This window comes from Saccharothrix xinjiangensis (assembly GCF_039527585.1).
In the GTDB taxonomy this organism is placed as follows: Bacteria; Actinomycetota; Actinomycetes; order Mycobacteriales; family Pseudonocardiaceae; genus Actinosynnema; species Actinosynnema xinjiangensis.
In genome coordinates this window covers 76,438-94,305 of sequence record NZ_BAAAKE010000007.1, presented here as the reverse complement: position 1 = coordinate 94,305, position 17,868 = coordinate 76,438, and the positions used below count along the sequence as shown (strand labels likewise).

General features: G+C 75.4%; 13 protein-coding genes. 7 read left to right on the top strand and 6 right to left on the bottom strand.

Annotated elements, in window-relative coordinates; all coding sequences use genetic code 11:
- Positions 1–23: 23 nt before the first annotated feature.
- From ABD223_RS17670 to ABD223_RS17660, 3 genes are read left to right on the top strand one after another with little or no spacing between them, the layout of a single operon-like run.
- Positions 24–1,211, top strand: a complete 1,188-nt coding sequence (locus ABD223_RS17670) for a DUF418 domain-containing protein (RefSeq protein ID WP_344037355.1) — start codon at positions 24–26, stop codon at positions 1,209–1,211.
- Positions 1,208–2,407 carry a sensor histidine kinase gene (locus ABD223_RS17665; RefSeq protein ID WP_344037354.1) on the top strand — a complete coding sequence of 400 codons (1,200 nt, stop codon included), beginning with the start codon at positions 1,208–1,210 and terminating at the stop codon, positions 2,405–2,407. Before ABD223_RS17670 ends, ABD223_RS17665 begins: the two co-directional genes overlap by 4 nt.
- Positions 2,404–3,057, top strand: a complete 654-nt coding sequence (locus ABD223_RS17660) for a response regulator (RefSeq protein WP_344037353.1) — start codon at positions 2,404–2,406, stop codon at positions 3,055–3,057. The genes ABD223_RS17665 and ABD223_RS17660 overlap by 4 nt, the downstream gene beginning before the upstream one ends.
- A gap of 13 nt (positions 3,058–3,070) precedes the next feature.
- Here ABD223_RS17660 and ABD223_RS17655 read toward each other — a convergent pair whose 3' ends face one another.
- The 3 genes from ABD223_RS17655 to ABD223_RS17645 all read right to left on the bottom strand — a co-directional run bounded on the left by ABD223_RS17655 (position 3,071) and on the right by ABD223_RS17645 (position 7,503).
- A complete protein-coding gene (locus ABD223_RS17655) occupies positions 3,071–4,336 on the bottom strand; it encodes a hypothetical protein (protein WP_344037352.1) in 1,266 nt (421 codons plus the stop codon).
- Positions 4,337–4,489: 153 nt separating this feature from the next.
- The gene (locus tag ABD223_RS17650; protein WP_344037351.1) at positions 4,490–6,601 is read right to left on the bottom strand and encodes a putative bifunctional diguanylate cyclase/phosphodiesterase; all 2,112 of its coding nucleotides are present in this window, start codon (positions 6,599–6,601) and stop codon (positions 4,490–4,492) included.
- Between the two features lie 104 nt (positions 6,602–6,705).
- Positions 6,706–7,503: an SAM-dependent methyltransferase gene (locus ABD223_RS17645; protein WP_380648986.1), complete on the bottom strand. Its 798-nt coding sequence runs from the start codon at positions 7,501–7,503 to the stop codon at positions 6,706–6,708.
- 316 nt (positions 7,504–7,819) lie between these two features.
- On the opposite strand from ABD223_RS17645, the gene ABD223_RS17640 reads away from it, so the two are divergent.
- Together ABD223_RS17640 and ABD223_RS17635 are read left to right on the top strand one after the other, a co-directional pair.
- Entirely contained in the window at positions 7,820–8,788 is a 969-nt protein-coding gene (locus ABD223_RS17640) for an alpha/beta fold hydrolase (protein ID WP_344037349.1), read from the top strand.
- A 230-nt stretch (positions 8,789–9,018) separates the two neighbouring features.
- A complete protein-coding gene (locus tag ABD223_RS17635) occupies positions 9,019–11,034 on the top strand; it encodes a cellulose binding domain-containing protein (RefSeq protein ID WP_344037348.1) in 2,016 nt (671 codons plus the stop codon).
- Positions 11,035–11,078: 44 nt separating this feature from the next.
- Here the strand turns inward: ABD223_RS17635 and ABD223_RS17630 are convergent, their stop codons facing one another.
- Entirely contained in the window at positions 11,079–12,548 is a 1,470-nt protein-coding gene (locus ABD223_RS17630) for a class I adenylate-forming enzyme family protein (RefSeq protein WP_344037347.1), read from the bottom strand.
- A gap of 67 nt (positions 12,549–12,615) precedes the next feature.
- Positions 12,616–14,358 (bottom strand): glycosyltransferase, encoded by a 1,743-nt coding sequence (locus ABD223_RS17625; protein WP_465269853.1) that lies wholly within the window; start codon positions 14,356–14,358, stop codon positions 12,616–12,618.
- A gap of 296 nt (positions 14,359–14,654) precedes the next feature.
- Here ABD223_RS17625 and ABD223_RS17620 point away from each other — a divergent pair, with 296 nt between their 5' ends.
- Positions 14,655–15,506, top strand: coding sequence for an alpha/beta fold hydrolase (locus tag ABD223_RS17620; protein ID WP_344037345.1), 852 nt, complete (start codon positions 14,655–14,657; stop codon positions 15,504–15,506).
- A gap of 23 nt (positions 15,507–15,529) precedes the next feature.
- Here the strand turns inward: ABD223_RS17620 and ABD223_RS17615 are convergent, their stop codons facing one another.
- Entirely contained in the window at positions 15,530–15,850 is a 321-nt protein-coding gene (locus ABD223_RS17615) for a hypothetical protein (RefSeq protein WP_344037344.1), read from the bottom strand.
- 1,474 nt (positions 15,851–17,324) lie between these two features.
- On the opposite strand from ABD223_RS17615, the gene ABD223_RS17610 reads away from it, so the two are divergent.
- Complete coding sequence (locus ABD223_RS17610; RefSeq protein ID WP_344037343.1) at positions 17,325–17,846, top strand: OsmC family protein; 522 nt, start codon at positions 17,325–17,327, stop codon at positions 17,844–17,846.
- Positions 17,847–17,868 lie beyond the last annotated feature (22 nt).

Genomic DNA, 17,868 nt, shown 5'->3' with positions numbered 1-17,868 from the left:
CGCGGGCCAGCACGCTAAAACCCATGTCACTCAACGAAACCGCACCGGTGGTGGGTCCGGTCGCCTTACGGGACCGGGCGCTCACGCCCGACCTCGCGCGGGGGCTGATGCTCGCCCTCATCGCGGTGGCCAACTCGGTGTACTACCTCTACGGCCGCCCGTACGGGGTGCGGCAGCACATCGTCGAGCACGACCTGCTGAACCGGGTCGTCAGCGTGGTCGACGTGACCCTGGTCGACGGGCGCGCGTACCCGATGTTCGCCGCCCTGTTCGCCTTCGGCGTCGTGCAGTCGTTCCGGCGGCAGCGGGCCGCGGGCGTCCCCGAGGTCGACGCCAAGCGGCTGCTGCGGCGGCGGAGCCGCTGGCTGATCGCGTTCGGGTTCGCCCACGCGGTGCTGCTGTTCCCCGGCGACATCCTCGGCCTGTACGGGGTCCTGGGCTTCCTGCTGATCGCGCTGACGCGGGTCTCGGACCGCGCGCTGCTGGTCGCCGCCGCCCTGTGGCTGGTCGTGGGCGCGGCGGTGCAGGGCGCGGCCCAGATGATGCCCCCGACCGGCGAGCGGACGTTCTTCTGGTCGTTCGAGACCGCGGACGCGCTCACGGCGCTCGCGCTGCGCCCCCTGGAGTGGCTGCTGATCCCGGTCGGCAACCTCGCGATCGGCAGCGCGGTGCTGATCGGCACGTGGGCCGCGCGGCGCGGGGTGCTGACCGACCCGGCCTCGCACCGCGCCCTGCTGGTCCGCACGGCGGTCGGCGGGCTGGTGGCGGCCGTGGTGGGCGGGCTGCCCGTGGGGCTGGCGGTCGGCGGGTTCTGGGAGCCGACCTCGACGGGCGCGCTGTGGACCACCTCGGCGCTGCACGCGCTGACCGGGATCGCCGGCGGCCTGGGCTACGCGGCGCTGATCGGGTTGCTCGCGCTCCGCGTCGGCGACCGGCCCGGCCCGGTGGCGCGGGCGCTCGCCGCGTGCGGGCAGCGCTCGCTGAGCTGCTACCTGTTCCAGTCGGTGGTGTTCGTGGCGCTGCTGACGCCCTGGGCGCTGGGACTGGGCCGGACGCTGGGCACGGCCGAGGTCGGGCTGCTGGCCCTGGGCACGTGGCTGGTCTCGGTGCTGCTGGCCGACCGGTTGCGGCGCGCGAACCGGCGGGGGCCCGCGGAAGTGCTGCTGCGCCGGCTCGTCTACCGCGGTCGGCAGGGGAGGATGTCCGGGTGACCACGGTGGACGAGCAGCTGGAGCTGGCGCGGGAGCGGCGGTGGAACCTGGCCTGGGTGCTCACCCCGTACGGCCTGCTGGGCCTGGCGAGCGCGGTGTACGCGGTGTCCGACCCGGCGGGCTGGGGCGAGCGCCTGGTCACGCTGGGCATCGCCGCCGGGCTCGCGGGCTGGCACTGGTGGTTCGCCCTGGCGCACCCGCAGTGGTGGGACCGCTGGTCGTGGGTCATGGTCGGCTACTTCGCCGGCCTGATCGCCTTCGCCTCGGTCCTGGTGATGCGCAGCGACGCGTTCCAGCTGTTCGTCCCCGCGTGCTACGTGCTCGCGTTCATCGCGCTGCCCGGGTGGCCCGCGTACCTCGGCGTGGTGGCCGCCAACGTGCCGTGGTTGATGGCGCCGGGCGCCGAGGCCCTCTCGACCCTGGTGAACCTCGCCGTGGCGACGCCGCTGGCCGCGCTGATCGGCGGGATGGTCCGGGCCATGGAGGGCGAGGCGATCCGGCGGCGGGAGGCCAACCGCGAGCTGGTCGCCGTGGCGGCGGAGAACGCCCGGCTGCACGCGATGCTCGTGGCGCGGGCCAGGGAGACCGGGGTCGCGGAGGAACGCGCGCGGCTGGCCCGCGAGATCCACGACACCGTCGCGCAGGGGCTGACCGGCGTGGTCACGCAGCTGGAGGCGGTCGGGGAGCTGGTGGGGCCCGGTCCGGTGCGCGCCCGGGTCGACGCGGCCCGGGACCTGGCGCGCACCGGCCTGGCCGAGGTCCGCCGGTCGATCGAGGCGCTGCGCCCCGGACCGCTCCAGGGCGCCCGGCTCGGCGACGCCGTGCGGCAGGCCGTGACGACGTGGCGGGCGCAGTACGACGTGCCGGCGACCTTCACCGTGACCGGGACGCCGCAGCCGGTGCACTCGGAGGTCGAGGTGACCGTGCTGCGGGCGGCGCAGGAGGCCCTGGCCAACGTGGGCAGGCACGCGCGGGCGCGGCGGGTGGACGTCACGCTGTCCTACATGGAGGACGTGATCGTGCTGGACGTGCGCGACGACGGGACCGGGTTCGACACCGGGTCGGTCGGCGGGTTCGGGTTGACCGCGCTGCGCCAGCGGGTGCGGTCGCTGTCCGGGTCGGTCGACGTCGAGTCCGCGCCGGGGTCGGGCACGGCGGTCAGCGTCACCGTGCCGGTGATCGAGGTGGAGGCGTGACCGGGCCGGGCGCGGCGGCGCCCCTGCGGTTGGTGGTCGTCGACGACCACCCCGTGGTGCGCGACGGGTTGCGCGGGATGCTCGGCACGCAGCCCGACTTCGAGGTCGTCGGCGAGGCGGCGGGCGGGGCCGAGGCGCTGACCGTGGTGGCGGCGGCGCGGCCGGACGTGGTGCTGACCGACCTGCGGATGCCGGAGCCGAGCGGCGGCGCGCTGATCCGGCTCATCGTCGAGCGCGTGCCCACCACGCGGGTCCTGGTGCTCACCACGCACGACACCGACTCCGACGTGCTGCCCGCGGTGGAGGCGGGCGCGATCGGCTACCTGCTCAAGGACGCGCCGCGCGAGGAGCTGTTCCGGGCCGTGCGCGCCGCCGCCCGCGGCGAGACCGTGCTGTCCCCATCGGTGGCCGCCCTGCTGCTCGGCCGGGTCCGCCCGCGCCGGCCGCTGACCGAGGCCCGGTTGAGCGCGCGGGAGCGCGAGGTGCTGGCGCTGATCGCCCGCGGCCGGACCAACCGGGAGGCCGCGGCGGAGCTCTACATCAGCGAGGCCACGGTCAAGACCCACCTGCTGCACGTCTACGCCAAGCTGGAGGTGCCCGACCGGGCCTCCGCCGTGGCCGCCGCCTACCGCCGGGGGCTCCTCGACTGACGCCGGCGCCGCGTCACAACCTGCCGGTGGGCAGGCGGCCGTTGACGAGGTCCTCGACCTGCTCGCCGGTGAACGGCGGGTCGAGCAGGTCGCCGCGCTGGGCGTGGCAGCGGAACATGTCCGCGATGTAGTGCATCCGGTCGGGCAGGTCCGACCAGTCGCGCGCGGCGGTGCCGAGCAGGCTGTCCGGCGTCGGGTCGACGGTCTTGAGCAGCTCCAGCAGCTCGGGGTCGGACAGCTCCGCGAGCAGCGGCGGGAACCTCGCGGGCAGGTCGTCGCCGAGGTCGAGCAGCTCGCCGCCGGGCAGCGCCAGCGCCATCAGGTGCGCGGTGACCGCCCGGCGGGCCAGGGCGCGGGCGTGGTCGGCCAGCCGCTCGACGGCGGCGCGCACGGGGTTCCGCCTGCCCAGCACGGTCAGGAACGCCAGGCGCAGCCACCTGAGCACGCGGTTGTCCGGGAGGACCAGGTCGAGCAGGCGGCGCTCCAGCTCGCGGGGGTCGACGACGGGCGCTTCGAGCGCGGCGGCGATCTCCGGTTGCAGCCGCGTCTGCTCGTGCAGGCCGATCTCGACGTTGGCCAGGAGCAGCAGCTCGGCGCGCGACTTCGGGTCCTCGGCGGTCATCGCCCGGTGGTAGCGGGCGAAGGCCTGCTTCAGGTAGCGCTGGCCCTCGGGCGGCTCGCCGGGTCGCAGCGAGTCGAGGAACGCCGCGATCCGCCGCTCGTCGGCGGCGGCGCCCGCGTCGGACCCCGGCCGATCCGATCCCGGACCGTCGAACCCCGGCCCAGCCGACCCCGGACCGTCGGACGCGGCGAGGAACCGGGCGAACTCGCGGGCGATCTCCGCGAACACCTTCAGGTTGCCCCGCGCGGAGGCGTCGCTGACGGCGTCGAGCCGCGCGGTCGCCACCACGACCCGGCGCACCAGCCCCGCGGCGTCGTCGAGGGCCTTGCGGGGCACGGCGCGCCGCAGGCCGCCCACCGCGAGCGCCACCGCCGAGGACGCCTCGGGCGAGGACTCCAGCAGGCGTTCCAGCGTGCGCGCCAGGTCCTCCTGCCTGATGGTCTGCCCCACCTGCTTGGACGCCCAGACCGCGAACGTGCACCAGTTGGCGGACCCGCCGGTGCGGTCGGCCAGCGCCCGGGACAGCTCGTGGTAGCAGTGGGTGATCCGGAGGTTGCGGACGACCGGGTCGGCGGCGGCGGCGATCCGGTCGACCTCCGCCGCGGTGGGCGGGACGCCACCGCCGAGCCGGTGCACGTCCGCAGTGGGCTGACTCATGGGGCCGACCTTTCCGTTCGGGCTGCACCCACCTGATCGTCGCGGTGACGTGGAATGTGACACCGCCGCTGAGGCACCGCCGCCGGGACGCCCCAGCCGGGACACCCCGGGGGACACCGCCGCCGGCCCACCCGCCGCGGGGACCGGCGGGCCTCAGCCGGAGCGGATCGCCGTCGACAGGACGTGCGGCGGCTCCTCCTCGCCGTACAGCGGCCCGGTGGCGGTCGTCGCGCCCGCCGCGCGCCACCAGGCGGCCTGCTCCGGCGTCGTCACGCCGTCCACCGCCACCTCGGCGCCCGCCACCGCCACCGGCGGCACCAGGTGGGCCAGGTGGTCCGCGCCGCCGCCCAGCTGCCTGGCCGCGACGCGGCGCGCCACGCGGACCCGCCGGATCGGCAGGTCCGCCACCGCGGCCAGGTCGTCGGGGCCCAGGCCGAAGTCGTCGAGGGAGGTGCCCACGCCCAGCTCGGCGAGGACGGTGAGGTTGTCCACCGCGTCGGGCTCGACCAGCGCGCCGACCGGCACCCCGACCTCCAGCCGGTCGGCGGGCAGGCCCGTGCCGCCCAGCACGCGCCGCACCCGGCGGACCAGGTCGGCGTCGCAGGACTGGTGGCGGGTCAGCGGCACGTGCAGGACGCCGGTGAAACCCGCCTGCCGCCACCACGCGGCCTGGCCGCACGAGGTGGACAGGTGCCACTCGCCGAGCGCGAGGATCAGGCCGGTCCGCTCGGCCTGCTCCACGCACCGGTCGTGCGCCACCTCCTCCTCGCCCCGGCGGTGCCGGCGCAGGCGCGCGGACACGCCGGCCAGCGCGCCGTCCGCCAGGGCCACGACCGGGGTGTAGCGGGCGGAGAGCCGGCCCTCCTCCAGGTCGCCGGGCATGGACGCGGCCAGCCGGTCGCCCTCCCGCTCGACGAGGTCGCGGTCCGGGTCGAACAGCTCCCACTGGCCCCGGCGGCGGGACTTGGCGCGGCGCAGGGCCTGCTCGGCGGCGCGCAGGACGTCGTCGGGCGGGGTGTCGGGGTGCGGGCGGCGGACCACGCCGACGCTCGCGGTGACCGCCACGCCGGACCCGTCGAGGTAGACCGGTTCGGACAGCTCGCGGTTCAGCTCGGCCACGGTGGTGGCGACGTCGGGCGTCGTGGCGGTGTTCTCGACCAGGACGGCGAACTCGTCGTCGCCGAGCCGGGCGACCATCGCCTCCTCCCGCGCCACCACGGCCTCCAGCCGCCGCGCCACGTGCCCGAGGAAGCGTTCGCCGGTGGCCCGGCCCAGGCCGTTGCACACCACGCCGAACCCGTCGAGGTCGAGGTGGAACAGGGTGACGCCGCGAACCGGGTCGGCGCGGCGCAGCGCGCTTTCCAGGTGGGTGGTGAGGAACTGCCGGTTCGGCAGGCCCGTCGGCGGGTCGTGCAGGGCCTGCCGGTGCAGCTCCGCCCGGAGCAGCTCCAGTTCGGTGCCGTCCTCGACCACCGCGACGAAGTGGGCGGGCTCGCCGTCCGCGTCGCGCAGCAGCGACGCGGTGAGCGTGATGCGGGCGGTGTCGCCGTCCTTGCGCAGCAGGCGCTGCGGCTGCCGGACGCGCTCGCGCTCGCCCGCCACCAGGCCCCGGAGCGCTTCGGCCAGGCGCTTCGCCGAGTCCGGGTGGACGAGGTCGAGCAGCGCGAGCCCGGACAGCTCCTCGGCGGTGCGGCCGAGGATGTCGGTGATCGCGGCGTTGGTGCGCGTGAGGCGGCCGTCGAGGTCGACGAGGAGGACGCCGCTGGTGGACGAGGTGACGACCTCCTCGAACCGCGCCTCGCTCTCCCGGAGGTGCCACCGGGCGTCGCCGACCGCCTTGAGCAGGGACGCCTGCACGGCCTCCTGCTGCTCGAACACGGCACGCCGGCTCGCCGCGAGGAACCCGCACGACAGCGCGCCGAGGCCGAGCACGACGCGCTGCGCGTGCCGCTCGACGGGCTGGAACTCGGGCAGCGCGAGCAGGCCCTTGCCGAGCACCTCCACGGTGGCGCGCAGTCCCGCCTCGCCGACGTGACCGAGCCGGACGAGCCGTTCGCCGACCCCCTCGACCGGGCGGGCGGCGAACGGCTCCGCGTGCAGCGCGGCGCACAGCGCGTCGAGGTGGCCGCGCACCTCGCGGTCGAGGGCGTCGCGCGTCAGCGGCACCACCGCTGCCCCGCTGAGCAGGTAGGCCCACTTCCGGGCGAGCAGTTCCCGGCCGTCACCCGACGGCGTCGAACGTGGTTCCCGAGTGGGGTGCGGCATTTCCGTCGCCCTGCTGTGCTGGGGGAAGAGTCCGCGAAAGCTTACCCATCCCCACTGGCCAAGTCCTGGCCTTCAGGGTGAAAAAGGGTCACCCGATCAGGGCATCACCGCCGGAATGCGGCGCGGCAATCCGCGTCGTGCGCTTTCCTGCCCACGCCCCCGTACACGAGCGCGTTCATGCCGGTCTCGTCCGCGATGTCGCCCGGACCGCCGGGCCGCCACGCGGCGCAGCCGACCAGCCCCGGTTCGACGAGGTCGAAGCCGGAGAACAGCTCGGCGATCCCGGCCCGCGACCGCGCGGTGACCCGGTCGGGGCTCCTGCTGCGCTCGATCGCCCCGGTCGCCTCGGTCAGGCCCTCGCCCTGGTGGTCCGCCGTCACGTGGGTCATCGCGAACCAGCTGCCGGGCGCGAGCGCGTCCCGGTAGCGGGCGACGAGGCCGCGCGGGTCGTCCTCGTCCGGCACCCAGTGCAGCACCAGCAGCATGAGCAGCCCGACCGGCTCGTCCAGGTCGAGCAGCCGAGCGGCCTCCGGGCTGGTCAGGACGCTTTCCGGGTCGCGCATGTCGGCCCGCAGGACGGCGGCCCGGTCGTTGTCGCGCAGGAGCAGCTCGCTGTGCGCCACGGCCACGGGGTCGCGGTCGACGTAGAGGACGCGGCACCCCGGGACCTGGGCCTGGGCCACCTCGTGGACGTTGCCGACGGTCGGGATGCCCGACCCGACGTCGAGGAACTGGCGCACGCCCCGGTCCACCAGGTGGCGCACCGCGCGGGCCAGGAACGCCCGGTTCACCCGCGCCGCCGCACGCAGGCCGGGCATGGCGGCCTCGATCCGCTCGCCCACGGCGCGGTCGGCGGCGAAGTTGTGCGCCCCCCCGAGCATGTAGTCGTAGGTGCGGGACATGCTGGGCACGGAAATGTCCAGATCCGGTGGAATCCATTCGGCTGACTTCATGCGGCTGTCTTCATTTCTGGCGCACCTGCCCCGTCTCGCGGAGCGGTTGAGCTTAACGGTTGGCGGAACGAGTAACGCTCTGACTCTTTCGAGTGAAGCCGACCCACCCGATCGGGCACTGTCAGCCTCCGACGAACGGACCCTATGGTGGGTCGTCCCCCTTTTCCGGCCGGGAATCCCGATGGCGGTGATCCCGCCGGCCTTCCGTGAACTCGGTGGAGGTCGTTCAGCCGTGCGTTGGTCGCGTGTCAGGTCGGGTGCCGCCGTGCTGCTCGTCGCGGGGGCCTGCCTGCTGCCCGCGCCGGCGGGCGCCGCGCCCGTGGCGTGCGAGGAGGTCCGGGTCCCGGTGCCGGTCGCCGGCACCGCCCAGGTGATGGCCGGGACGCTGTGCGCGCCGGCCGGGGCGACGACCGTGCAGGTGCTCGTGCCCGGCGGCACGTACAACCGCTCGTACTGGGACGTCTCCCACGAACCGGGGACCAGGTCGTACCGGCTCGCCATGAACGCCGCCGGCATCGCGACCCTGGCCGTCGACCGGCTGGGCACGGGTCGCAGCTCCACACCGCCGAGCGCGCTCGTGACCGCGTCGACCCAGGCCGCGGCGGTGCACCGGGTCATCGGCGCGCTGCGGCCCCGGTTCGCGCGGGTGGTCGTCGGCGGCCACTCGATCGGCTCGGCGATGGCGCTCATCGAGGCCGGGCTGCACCGGGACGTGGACGGCGTGCTCGTCACCGGGTTCACGCACCGGATGAACCTGGTGACCGTGGTCCCGGTGCTGGCCGGCATGGTCCCGGCGGCGCTGGACCCGAAGTTCGCCGGGCGCGCGCCCGACCCGGGCTACCTGACCACGTCCGCCGGGACGCGCTACCGGTCGTTCCACGCGCCGGGTCCGGAGGTGCCGGGCGCGATCGCGGCGGACGAGTCGACCAAGGACGTGTTCGCGGTGACGGAGGCCGTGGACACCTTGGCGCTGAACACCGTCGTCATCCCGCTCTCCCGCCGGGTCGACGCGCCGGTGCTGGTCGTCGTGGGCGACGACAACCACTTCTGCGGGCGACCGCTGGGCAGCGACTGCTCGTCGGCCGAGGCGCTGCGCGCGTCCGAGGCGCCGTTCTTCTCGGCGGCCGCGCGACTGGAGACCTCCGTGCTGCCCGGGTACGGGCACTCGATCAACTACGCCCCGAACGCGCCGGACTTCCACCGGGTCGTGGTGGCGTGGACGCGGGGACTGTAGGGAGCCCTCACCTGTTCGACGGCGTTCGACGGGGCCGTTGAGCGGAGTGGACGCGTGGTCCGTACGCCACCCGTACGCAGTCGCGGACAGCGGGAAACCGGGAATTGACAAGGTCAAGGGCGCGGCCCACAGTTTGGGAGCGCTCCCAGTCCGTCCGCCGGGTTCCCGGCCGCACCGCCGGTCACCGGCCACCGCCCCGATCCGCCATCACCGTCGATGAGGAACCGCCCATGAGACCGCGTCTCGTCGTGCTGCCCGCGCTCGCCGCGCTGGTGGCGACCCAGGCCCTGGTGGTCGCCGGCCCCGCGGCCCAGGCCGACCCGGACGTCACCGTCACGGTCAACACCCGAGCCGGGTTGGAGGTGGTGCACGAGGCCGCGATCGGCGTGAACCACGCCATCTGGGACACCCACCTCGGCAGCGACGCCGTCGCCGACCTGCTGAAGGACGCCGGCGTCAAGGCCATGCGCTACCCCGGCGGGTCCTATTCGGACATCTACCACTGGGAGGACCACACCGCGCCCGGCGGCTACGTGGCGCCCAACACCGACTTCGACACCTTCATGGGCGGCGTGCGGCGCGCGGGCGGTCAACCCATCGTCACCGCGAACTACGGCACCGGCACGCCCGAGGAGGCCGCGGCCTGGGTGCGCTACGCCAACGTCGAGAAGGGTTACGGCGTCGAGTACTGGGAGATCGGCAACGAGAACTACGGCAACGGCCACTACGGCTCGGGCTGGGAGGCCGACGAGCACCCGGACAAGAGCCCGGCGTACTACGCCACCCTCGTCCGCGACTACGCCACGGCCATGAAGGCCGTCGACCCGACCATCAAGGTCGGCGCGGTCCTGACCACGCCGGGCGAGTGGCCGGACGGCATCACCGCCGCGGGCGACGCCGGGTCGTGGAACGAGGTCGTGCTGTCCATCGCCGGCCCCGTGGTCGACTTCGGGATCATCCACTGGTACCCGAGCGGCGACACCGCCGCGCAGGTGCTGACCAAGACCGACCGGGTGGTCGACCAGATCGCCCTGGTGCGCGAGCAGTCGCGCCGCCTGGCGGGCAAGGACCTGGGCATCGCGCTCACCGAGGTGAACACCTCCTACGGCCGCAACACCCAGCCCGGCGCGCTGTTCGCCGCCGACGCCTACGCGACGATGCTGGGCCAGGGCGTGTTCACCGTCGACTGGTGGAACGTCCACAACGGCATCGGCCAGGTGCGCGAGATCGCGGGCCACCCCGACTACGACGACTACGGCCTGCTCTCCAGCGGCAACTGCACCTCGGACGGCGCGGTGTGCCAGCCCGCGCTGAACACCCCGTTCGCGCCGTACCACGCCATCTCGATGGTGTCCCGCTTCGCCCGACCCGGCGACCAGCTCGTCACGGCCGCGGCGAGCGACCCGCTGGTGCGCGCCCACGCGGCCCGGCGACCGGACGGCGGCCTCGCCGTCATGCTGGTCAACCAGGACCCGGAGGCGTCCAAGACGGTGGACCTGCGGCTCTCGGGCTACACCGCCGCCGCCGGCGCGACCGTGCTCACCTTCGCCAACGGCGACACCGGCATCTCCACCACCACCGGGTCGGCCTCCTCCGCGACCCTGCCGCCGTACTCGATCACCACGCTGGTGCTCAAGCCGAAGAGCGCGGCGCCCCTCCCGGCCGCGCCCGCCCGCCCGGTCGCCGGCGCGGTCACCGACCGCACGGCCGCGCTGTCCTGGCCCGCGCCGCCCGCCGGCGTCAAGTACGAGGTGCACCGGGTCGTCGGCGCGAACACCCAGCAGTGGGGCGAGACCACCGGCACGGGCTTCACCGCGGCCAACCTCACCCCCGGCACCGAGTACACGGTCAACCTCGTGGCCAGGGACGACGCGGGCCGCGTGTCGTGGTCGTCGCCGCCGCTGACCTTCGCCACCCGCACCCCCGCCGCGTCGTCGTGCGCGGTGACCTACCGGGAGGCGAGCAACTGGGGCAACGGTTTCGTCGCCGACCTGGAGATCACCAACACCGGCACGCGGCCCCTCGCCGGGTGGACCCTGACCTACACCTGGCCCACGACCTGGCAGCAGGTCTCCAGCGGCTGGAACGCCACGTGGTCGCAGAGCGGCGACCAGGTGACCGTCACCAACACCGCGGCGCTGGCGCCCGGCGCGTCGACCACGGCCGGGTTCGTCGGCGGCTACCAGGGCCCGAACGCGCGCCCGCTGAAGTACTTCCTCAACGGGACCCTCTGCACCACCCGCTGAGCACGCGCGCGGCCCCCGCCGGGCGGCGGGGGCCGCGCCGTGGTTCAGCCGGTGCTCCAGCCCCGCACCACGTGCCGGCGCAGCTTGCCCGAGCCGGTGCGCGGCAGCGACGGCACGAACACCACCTCGCGCGGCACCTTGTAGGCCGTCAGGTCGCGGCGCAGCGAGGCGATCAGCTCGTCCGCCAGCTCGTCGTCGGCCGGCGCGTCCCCGCCGACGGGCCCGTCGGCCCGCACCGCGTAGGCGCGCAGCCGGGTCGCGCCGTCGTGGTCGGTCACGGCGCACACCGCCGCCTCGCGCACCAGCCGGTGGCCCACCAGCAGGTGCTCCACCTCCAGCGGGTGGACCTTGATCCCGCCGACGTTCTCGATGTCGTCCACGCGGCCGGTGACGCGCAGGAAGCCGTCGGCGTCGAACGAGCCGAGGTCGCCGGTGGCGTACCAGTCCCGGGTGCGCACCGGCGCGCCGTCGTCGTCGACGCCGAGCGTCACGGTCGGCGAGCGCACCTGGAGCCCGCCCACCACGTCCGGCCCGACCGGGTCGCCGCGCTCGTCCACCACGCGCACCTCGCACGGCGGCAGCGGCCTGCCCACCGTGCCCACCCGCCGCGCGGTCGGGGTGTTGGCGGCGAACGCCTGCCCGACCTCGGTGGTGCCGATGTTGTTGAGCAGCCGCTCGCCCAGCACCGCCACCAGCCGCTCCTCCAGCGAGGTCGACAGGACCTCGCCGCCGGTGGAGGCGAGGCGGAGGCGGGCCAGCCGCTCGCCGCCCGGGTGGGCGATGAGCCTGGCGTAGAACGTGGGCACCGCGAACAGCGCGGTGACGTCGTACTTGTCCACGATCGCCAGCACGTCGTCGACCAGCGGCGGTTCCTGGTTGAGCACCACGCGGCACCCGCTCATCAGCGGGTACAGCAGGGAGTTGCCCAGGCCGAACGCGAAGTACAGCTTGGACACCGAGTGGACGACGTCGTCGGGGCGCAGGCCCAGCGCCGCCTCGCCGAACGACGCGAAGTTGACGGCCGGGTCGCCGTGCAGGTGCGGGCACAGCCGGGGCACGCCGGTGGTGCCCGAGGTGAACGTCGCGTACGCCTGGTCGTCCGCGGCGCGCGGCGCGACCGGAGCGGGCCGGCCGGCGGCCAGTTCCGCGAACACCGCCGAGCGGAACCCGGTCACGCTCGGCGCGTCGCCCGGTCGGCGCACGACCAGCGCCGGCCGGGCGGAGCCCAGCACCCGGTCCAGCTCGTCGGGGTGCAGGCGGGGGTTGACCGGCACCGCCACCGCGCCCGCGTGCACCGCGCCCAGGAACGCCAGGACGAAGTCCGTCCCGTCGTCGAGCAGGAGCGCGACCCGGTCACCGACCCGCACGCCCGCGTCGAGCGGCGCGCCCGCCACGCGCGCCGCGCCGTCGTACACGCCCGAGTGCGTCAGCAGGGCGCCGTCGACCTCGTAGGCCGGGTGGTCCAGCCACCTGCCGGCGGCGGCCCTGGCGCGCAACGCCTCGACCAGGTTCATCCTGCTGCTCCCTGCTCCGGCCCGCCCGAGCGCCGGGCGGGGAAGGTCTCGCGCAAGCGGGTCCCGGTCACCGAGCCGGTGCCCCGGCCGCGAGGAGCGTGGCCGCTTTCGAACGCCACTCCTGCACCACGCCGAACAGCCCGTCCACCGCGTTCAGGTCCGCCAGTGGCGCGGGTCCGCCGCGCAGCGCGCCGATGAAGTCGGCGTACGCGCCGCTCACCGGCTGCGCGGCGAGGTTCGCGGTGGTCGCGCCGCCCGTGCCGGTGACCGAGACGCGGAACACCGGTGCGCCCCAGCCCACCTCGACCGTCCCGGTCACGCCGCCGGACACCACCACGGCCCGCGCCCGGCCCGGCGTCGCCTCCACCGACCGCAGGCCGGTGACCGGCGCGCCGAGCACCCGCTCGACCGCGTCCACCGCGTCCGGGCCGAGTTCGGCGACGACGTCCCGGTCCGACCGCGCGGGCCGGTCGAGGCGCACCGCGAAGGCGTGCGGCACACCGGCGCGGCCCTCGGTGATCGCCTTGCCCAGCGCGACCAGCTCCGGGTGGTGCGCCAGGGGCAGGTCGACCGAGCACCGGCCGGGAGCCCTCCTCGCGGCCTCGACCAACCGCGGCAGGTCGACCACGGCGTGCTTGTCCAGCAGCACGTGCAGCCCCCGGCGCAGCGCGGTCGACACCGCGTCGGTGTCGGGCGCGCGCACCACGACGCCCTCCGCCGGCACGGTCTCCACCAGCCGCGTCGCGTCGCGCAGCGCCCAGGGCGCGCCGTGCGCGCGTGCGACGGGCAGCGCCGCTCGCACGTCGGGGTCCGCGACGCCGACCACGCGCACGCCGGGCAGCTCCGGCACGTCGCCGCCGACGAGCAGGACCCGCACGTCGGCGGGACCGGTGGCCAGCGCCCGGTCACTGGCGAAGAAGCTGAGGTCGGCCGAGGCGGGCGCGGCGTCGTCGAGCACCGACACGCGCGGCCGGTCCAGGTTGGCGTAGTCCTTCCGCACCGGGACCCACGCCAGGTCCGCCTCGGTGTGCGCGGGCCCGGCGGCGAACAGGTCGGCCCAGCGGCTGCGGATCACCCGCACGTGGCGCTTCCAGATGGGCAGCTTGTCGTGGCCGACGTGGTTGAACGTGGTGCCCTCGAAGTGCCGCACCGCGACCGACCCGACGTACCGGATCCGCTCGCCGTCCGCGCGCAGGCGGCAGCACAGGTCGACGTCCTCGCACAGGGAGACGGGGTCGAACGACTCGTCGAACCCGCCGACGCGGCGGAAGGAGCTGTGCCGGACCATCAGGGCGGCGGTGGGCGCCCAGGTCTGCTCGCGGTGCGCGCGGTGCTCGTCCGCGAGCGGCCTGCCGCGCCCGATCGGCCCGATGCGGCCGTCCGCGGTGGACCCGCCGCCCGCGCACTGCACCAGCTCCGCCTCACCCGGGTAGAGCAGCAGGGGCGACACCGCGCCCAGGCCCGGGTCGGCGGCGAGTTCGGCGGCGAGCGCCTCGACCACGCGCGGGTCGTCGACGAGGACGTCGTTGTCGAGGAAGAGCAGGAACTCGCCGCGCGCCACCGCCGCGCCCGCGTTGCGGCGCTCGCTGCCGCCGCGGTCGTCCTCGTGGCGCAGCACCGCCAGGGGCCTGCCGAGGTCCAGCGCGGCGAGGTGCTCGGCGGTGCCGTCGTCCGACCCGTTGTCCACCACGACGACCTCGAAGTCGCCGGACGCGCGGGCGAGCGAGGCCAGCGCCCGGCGGCTGTGCTCCAGGCGGTTCCTGACCAACATGACGACCGAGACCAGGCCCGGTACCGGGATCGGGTTCACGCTGCGCCCTTCGCCGACTGGGGACGTCCTGACGCGGCACGTGGCCGTGCCGTTCGGAGCACGGGGCGGGGCGGTGCCCGCGAGCTGCCCCGCCGCGGCGTCGGGATCGATCCGACCGGACGGGGTCCGTCGCCCGGTCCACTATGGTGGGGTTCGACGACGGCTGATCAGCGGTGGCCGTGCGGAAAACCGGTGGCACCAGCCCACCCGGGCGCGGGCTGGATCGTTCCGGCGCTGAGCGTAGGTGCGGTTCACCGCGTGCGCCAGCACACGAATCGGACTTCCGAAGGGCAGCCGTGGCAGACGTCGCCGAGACCACCGGTCCCTGGTACGAGCCCCGGCTCCTCGTCGATCCCGGCGCGGCCGCCCGGACGGCGCTGTTCTGCCACGCGGCGGGTTTCACCGGCCTGGTGTGGCGTTCCTGCGCGACGCGGCTGTCGACGCCGTTGCGCGTGGCCACGCCGGACCTCCGCGGCCACGGCGGCGCGCCGCCCCTGGCGGAGGGCGCGGGCTGGGGCGCGTTCGCGGACGACGCCCTCGCCGCGGCCGGCGCGCTGGGTCCGGGGCCGCTGATCGGCGTCGGGCACTCGCTGGGCGGGACGGCCCTGCTGCTGGCCGAGGCCCGCGCGCCCGGCACGTTCGACCTGCTGGTCTGCTTCGAGCCGATCCTGGCGACCCGCGACGACCCGGCCTTCGCCGAGGCCGCCGCCCGGCGACGCGCGGTGTTCCCGTCGCGCGCCGAGGCGCGGGCCCGCTACTCCGCCCGGCCGCCCCTGTCGCTGCTCGCGCCGGAGGTGCTCGACGACTACGTGGACTCCGGTTTCGCCGACGACCCGGGTGGCGGGGTGCGGCTGCGCTGCGACCCGGCGGTGGAGGCGCGGCTGTTCCGCACGGCGACCTCCTGCCCGTGGCGGGGAGCGCTGCCCCTGGTGCGGTGCCCGGTGGTGCTCCTGCGCGGCGCGGAGTCGGTCGTGGTGGCCCGGGAACCGCTCGCGGCGGCCTGCGCGGAACTGCCGGCGGGCCGGCTGCGGGACGTGCCGGGCCTGGACCACCTGGGCCCGCTCGTCCGGCCCGGCGCGTTCGCGGAGGTCCTCGACGGGGTCTTCGCGGAGCACGGCGTGCCCGGCGGGGGCGCGGTTCCCGGCTGACCGGGGACCGCGCCCCCGCCGGCTCAGCGCGGCGGCGCGTCGGTGACCGTGCCGACGACGGGCCCGTTCCCGCCCGGCGGCTCCGACGCCGAGCGCATCGCGATCCGCTCCGCCGGTTCGGCCTCGGCGTCGACCACCGTCGGGATGACGAGGTCTTCGCTGAGCTTCCCCGGCGGCACGTGGGCCCCGGGGCGCAGCCACGTGGTGGACAGCGGCCGGGAGGGCAGCGGGTCCTCGCCCGTCCTCTCCCGGAACCACGTGGCGTCCACGTCCGTGCTCGACAGCTCGGGCCCGCCGTCCGGGGCGATCGGCCGTCCGGTCCAGTGGATGCCCTCGTCGGCCACCGCGACCGACGACCGCGCCCCGGACGGCCTCCACCAGCAGCGCGTGCCACGCGCCCGAGCTCCAGCGGGTGTTGCCGGCCACCGGCACCGGGAACTCGACCACCCGCTGACCCGGCTGGACCGCCACCAGCCGCCCGGTGAACGAGAGGCCGTCCGGCCCGGACGCGAACAGCCGCACCGCGCCGGGGCCGTCGCCGGTGACCGTGATCGGGATCCGGTGGGTCCGCGTGCCCGAGTCGCCCTCCTCGACGGTCAGCGAGCCCACGTCCACGCGCGGCAGCGCGACCGGTCGCGGGTCCGGCAGACCGCGGTCCCAGCCGTGCGCGTCGATGAGCCACGCCCGCCCGGTGGCGGGCAGCCCGTCGAGCGTCACCGGGCCCAGCGGGGCGCGACGGCGAACCTGCCGGGTTCCGGGCCGACCCGGCGAAGTGCGGCGACGTCACCCGCTCCGCCGAGTCGAAGCACGCCATCTCCGCGTTGTCCGGCACCTGCTCGCACAGCCGCGCGCCCGCGCCGAAGTCGAGGTCCCCGGCGTCCTGGGCGTTGGCCGAGTTGGCCGACACGGACACCGTCACATCACCCTGCGAGGCCAGCAGCCGCTGCGCCTGGAGATGACCGCGATAACCGGGCACCGGCTTGGCGGACGCCGGACAGGGCCACATCAGCAGCTCCTGGGTCCCGTCGTAGCAGGTGATGTGCTTGCCGTGCGGGAACAGCGCCAGCGGGCGCTCGCCACGCGCGCCGATCGGCGCGACGACCACCGCCTCCATCTCCAACGGCACCGCGTAGCCGGGCACCGTGATCGGGTCGAGCCGGTGCTCCCCCGTGCGCGTCCGGAAGGGACCGGGTTCGCCCGGGTCCACCTCACCCGCGGGCGGCGTCGCGGGCGGCGTCGCGTTCACCGCGGTCGACGGGGGCGCGGGCTCCTCGACGTCCAACCACCTGCCCGACGCCCGCACCTGGAGCTGTCTCGGGTCGACGGACCCGACACCGTCCAAGGTGTACGAGCGGAGGGCAGCGGCAGGCCGAGCGGCCGGTCGCCCTCCCAGAACTCGACCGCGGCCCCGCCCGGCGGCACCGGCGCGGGCGCCGCCCACACCAGGACCTCGTCCGTGAACGCCCACCCCGGTCGCGACGAGGCCGGCGCCGGTTGGGCGACCGATGTCGGCGCGGTCACACCCGTCGTCAGCAGCGCAGCGACCAATGACACGCCCCAACGCACGGGCAATCCCCCCTCGAATTGATCGCACGACCAGTCGTAGTGCCGTCGCGCGCGGCCCTACAAGGGACCGGACGATGATTTCGCGCTTGGTGGAACCCGGGCCGTCGAAGGTCATCCCGCGATCACCGATTCGATCGCCATAGCACAGGACCACCCGCGGCGGCACCGCTTCCCACGGCGCGAACGGGGCTCCACGGCGCGCCCGAACGGCGGCATCCTGCTGCTGGGAGACAACGACCACCGGGAGCGCACATGACCGCGGAAGCCGGCCACACCCTCAACGACGTCGCCATCGAGGCCGTCGGGAGCCTCGTCGAGGCGATCAGGCAGGACGACGACAAGGCGAAGACGACCTGGGCCGCGCACGTGACCTGGACCGGCGGGTTCCGGTCCGAGGCGCGGGTGCGCGGGTTCGACGCGACGCCCTCCGACGAGCCCGCCGCGCTCGGTGGCGGCGACACCGCGGCCAACCCGGTCGAGCAGCTGCTGAGCGCCCTGGGCAACTGCCTCGCCGTGGGGTACGCGGCCAACGCCACCGTCGCGGGCATCACCCTCGACCGGCTCACCGTGGACCTCAAGGGGGACATCGACCTGAAGGTGTTCCTCGGGCTCGCCGAGGGCCACGCCGGGTTCGGCTCGATCACCGCCAGGGTGCGCATCGACTCCCCCGCGCCGCGGGCGGAGCTGGAGGAACTGCACCGCAGGGTGGTGGCCACGTCGCCGGTCGGCCACACGCTGCGCAGCGCCGTGCCGGTGGACGTCGAGCTGATCTGACCCGCCGGAGGCCCGAAACCCG

What these genes read in the sequence shown, in the direction of transcription:
- ABD223_RS17670 (WP_344037355.1), top strand. Translation starts at nt 24, where the DNA reads ATGTCACTCAACGAAACCGCACCGGTGGTGGGTCCGGTCGCCTTACGG.
- ABD223_RS17655 (WP_344037352.1), bottom strand. Translation starts at nt 4,336, where the DNA reads ATGAGTCAGCCCACTGCGGACGTGCACCGGCTCGGCGGTGGCGTCCCG.
- ABD223_RS17650 (WP_344037351.1), bottom strand. Translation starts at nt 6,601, where the DNA reads ATGCCGCACCCCACTCGGGAACCACGTTCGACGCCGTCGGGTGACGGC.
- ABD223_RS17645 (WP_380648986.1), bottom strand. Translation starts at nt 7,503, where the DNA reads ATGTCCCGCACCTACGACTACATGCTCGGGGGGGCGCACAACTTCGCC.
- ABD223_RS17635 (WP_344037348.1), top strand. Translation starts at nt 9,019, where the DNA reads ATGAGACCGCGTCTCGTCGTGCTGCCCGCGCTCGCCGCGCTGGTGGCG.
- ABD223_RS17630 (WP_344037347.1), bottom strand. Translation starts at nt 12,548, where the DNA reads ATGAACCTGGTCGAGGCGTTGCGCGCCAGGGCCGCCGCCGGCAGGTGG.
- ABD223_RS17610 (WP_344037343.1), top strand. Translation starts at nt 17,325, where the DNA reads ATGACCGCGGAAGCCGGCCACACCCTCAACGACGTCGCCATCGAGGCC.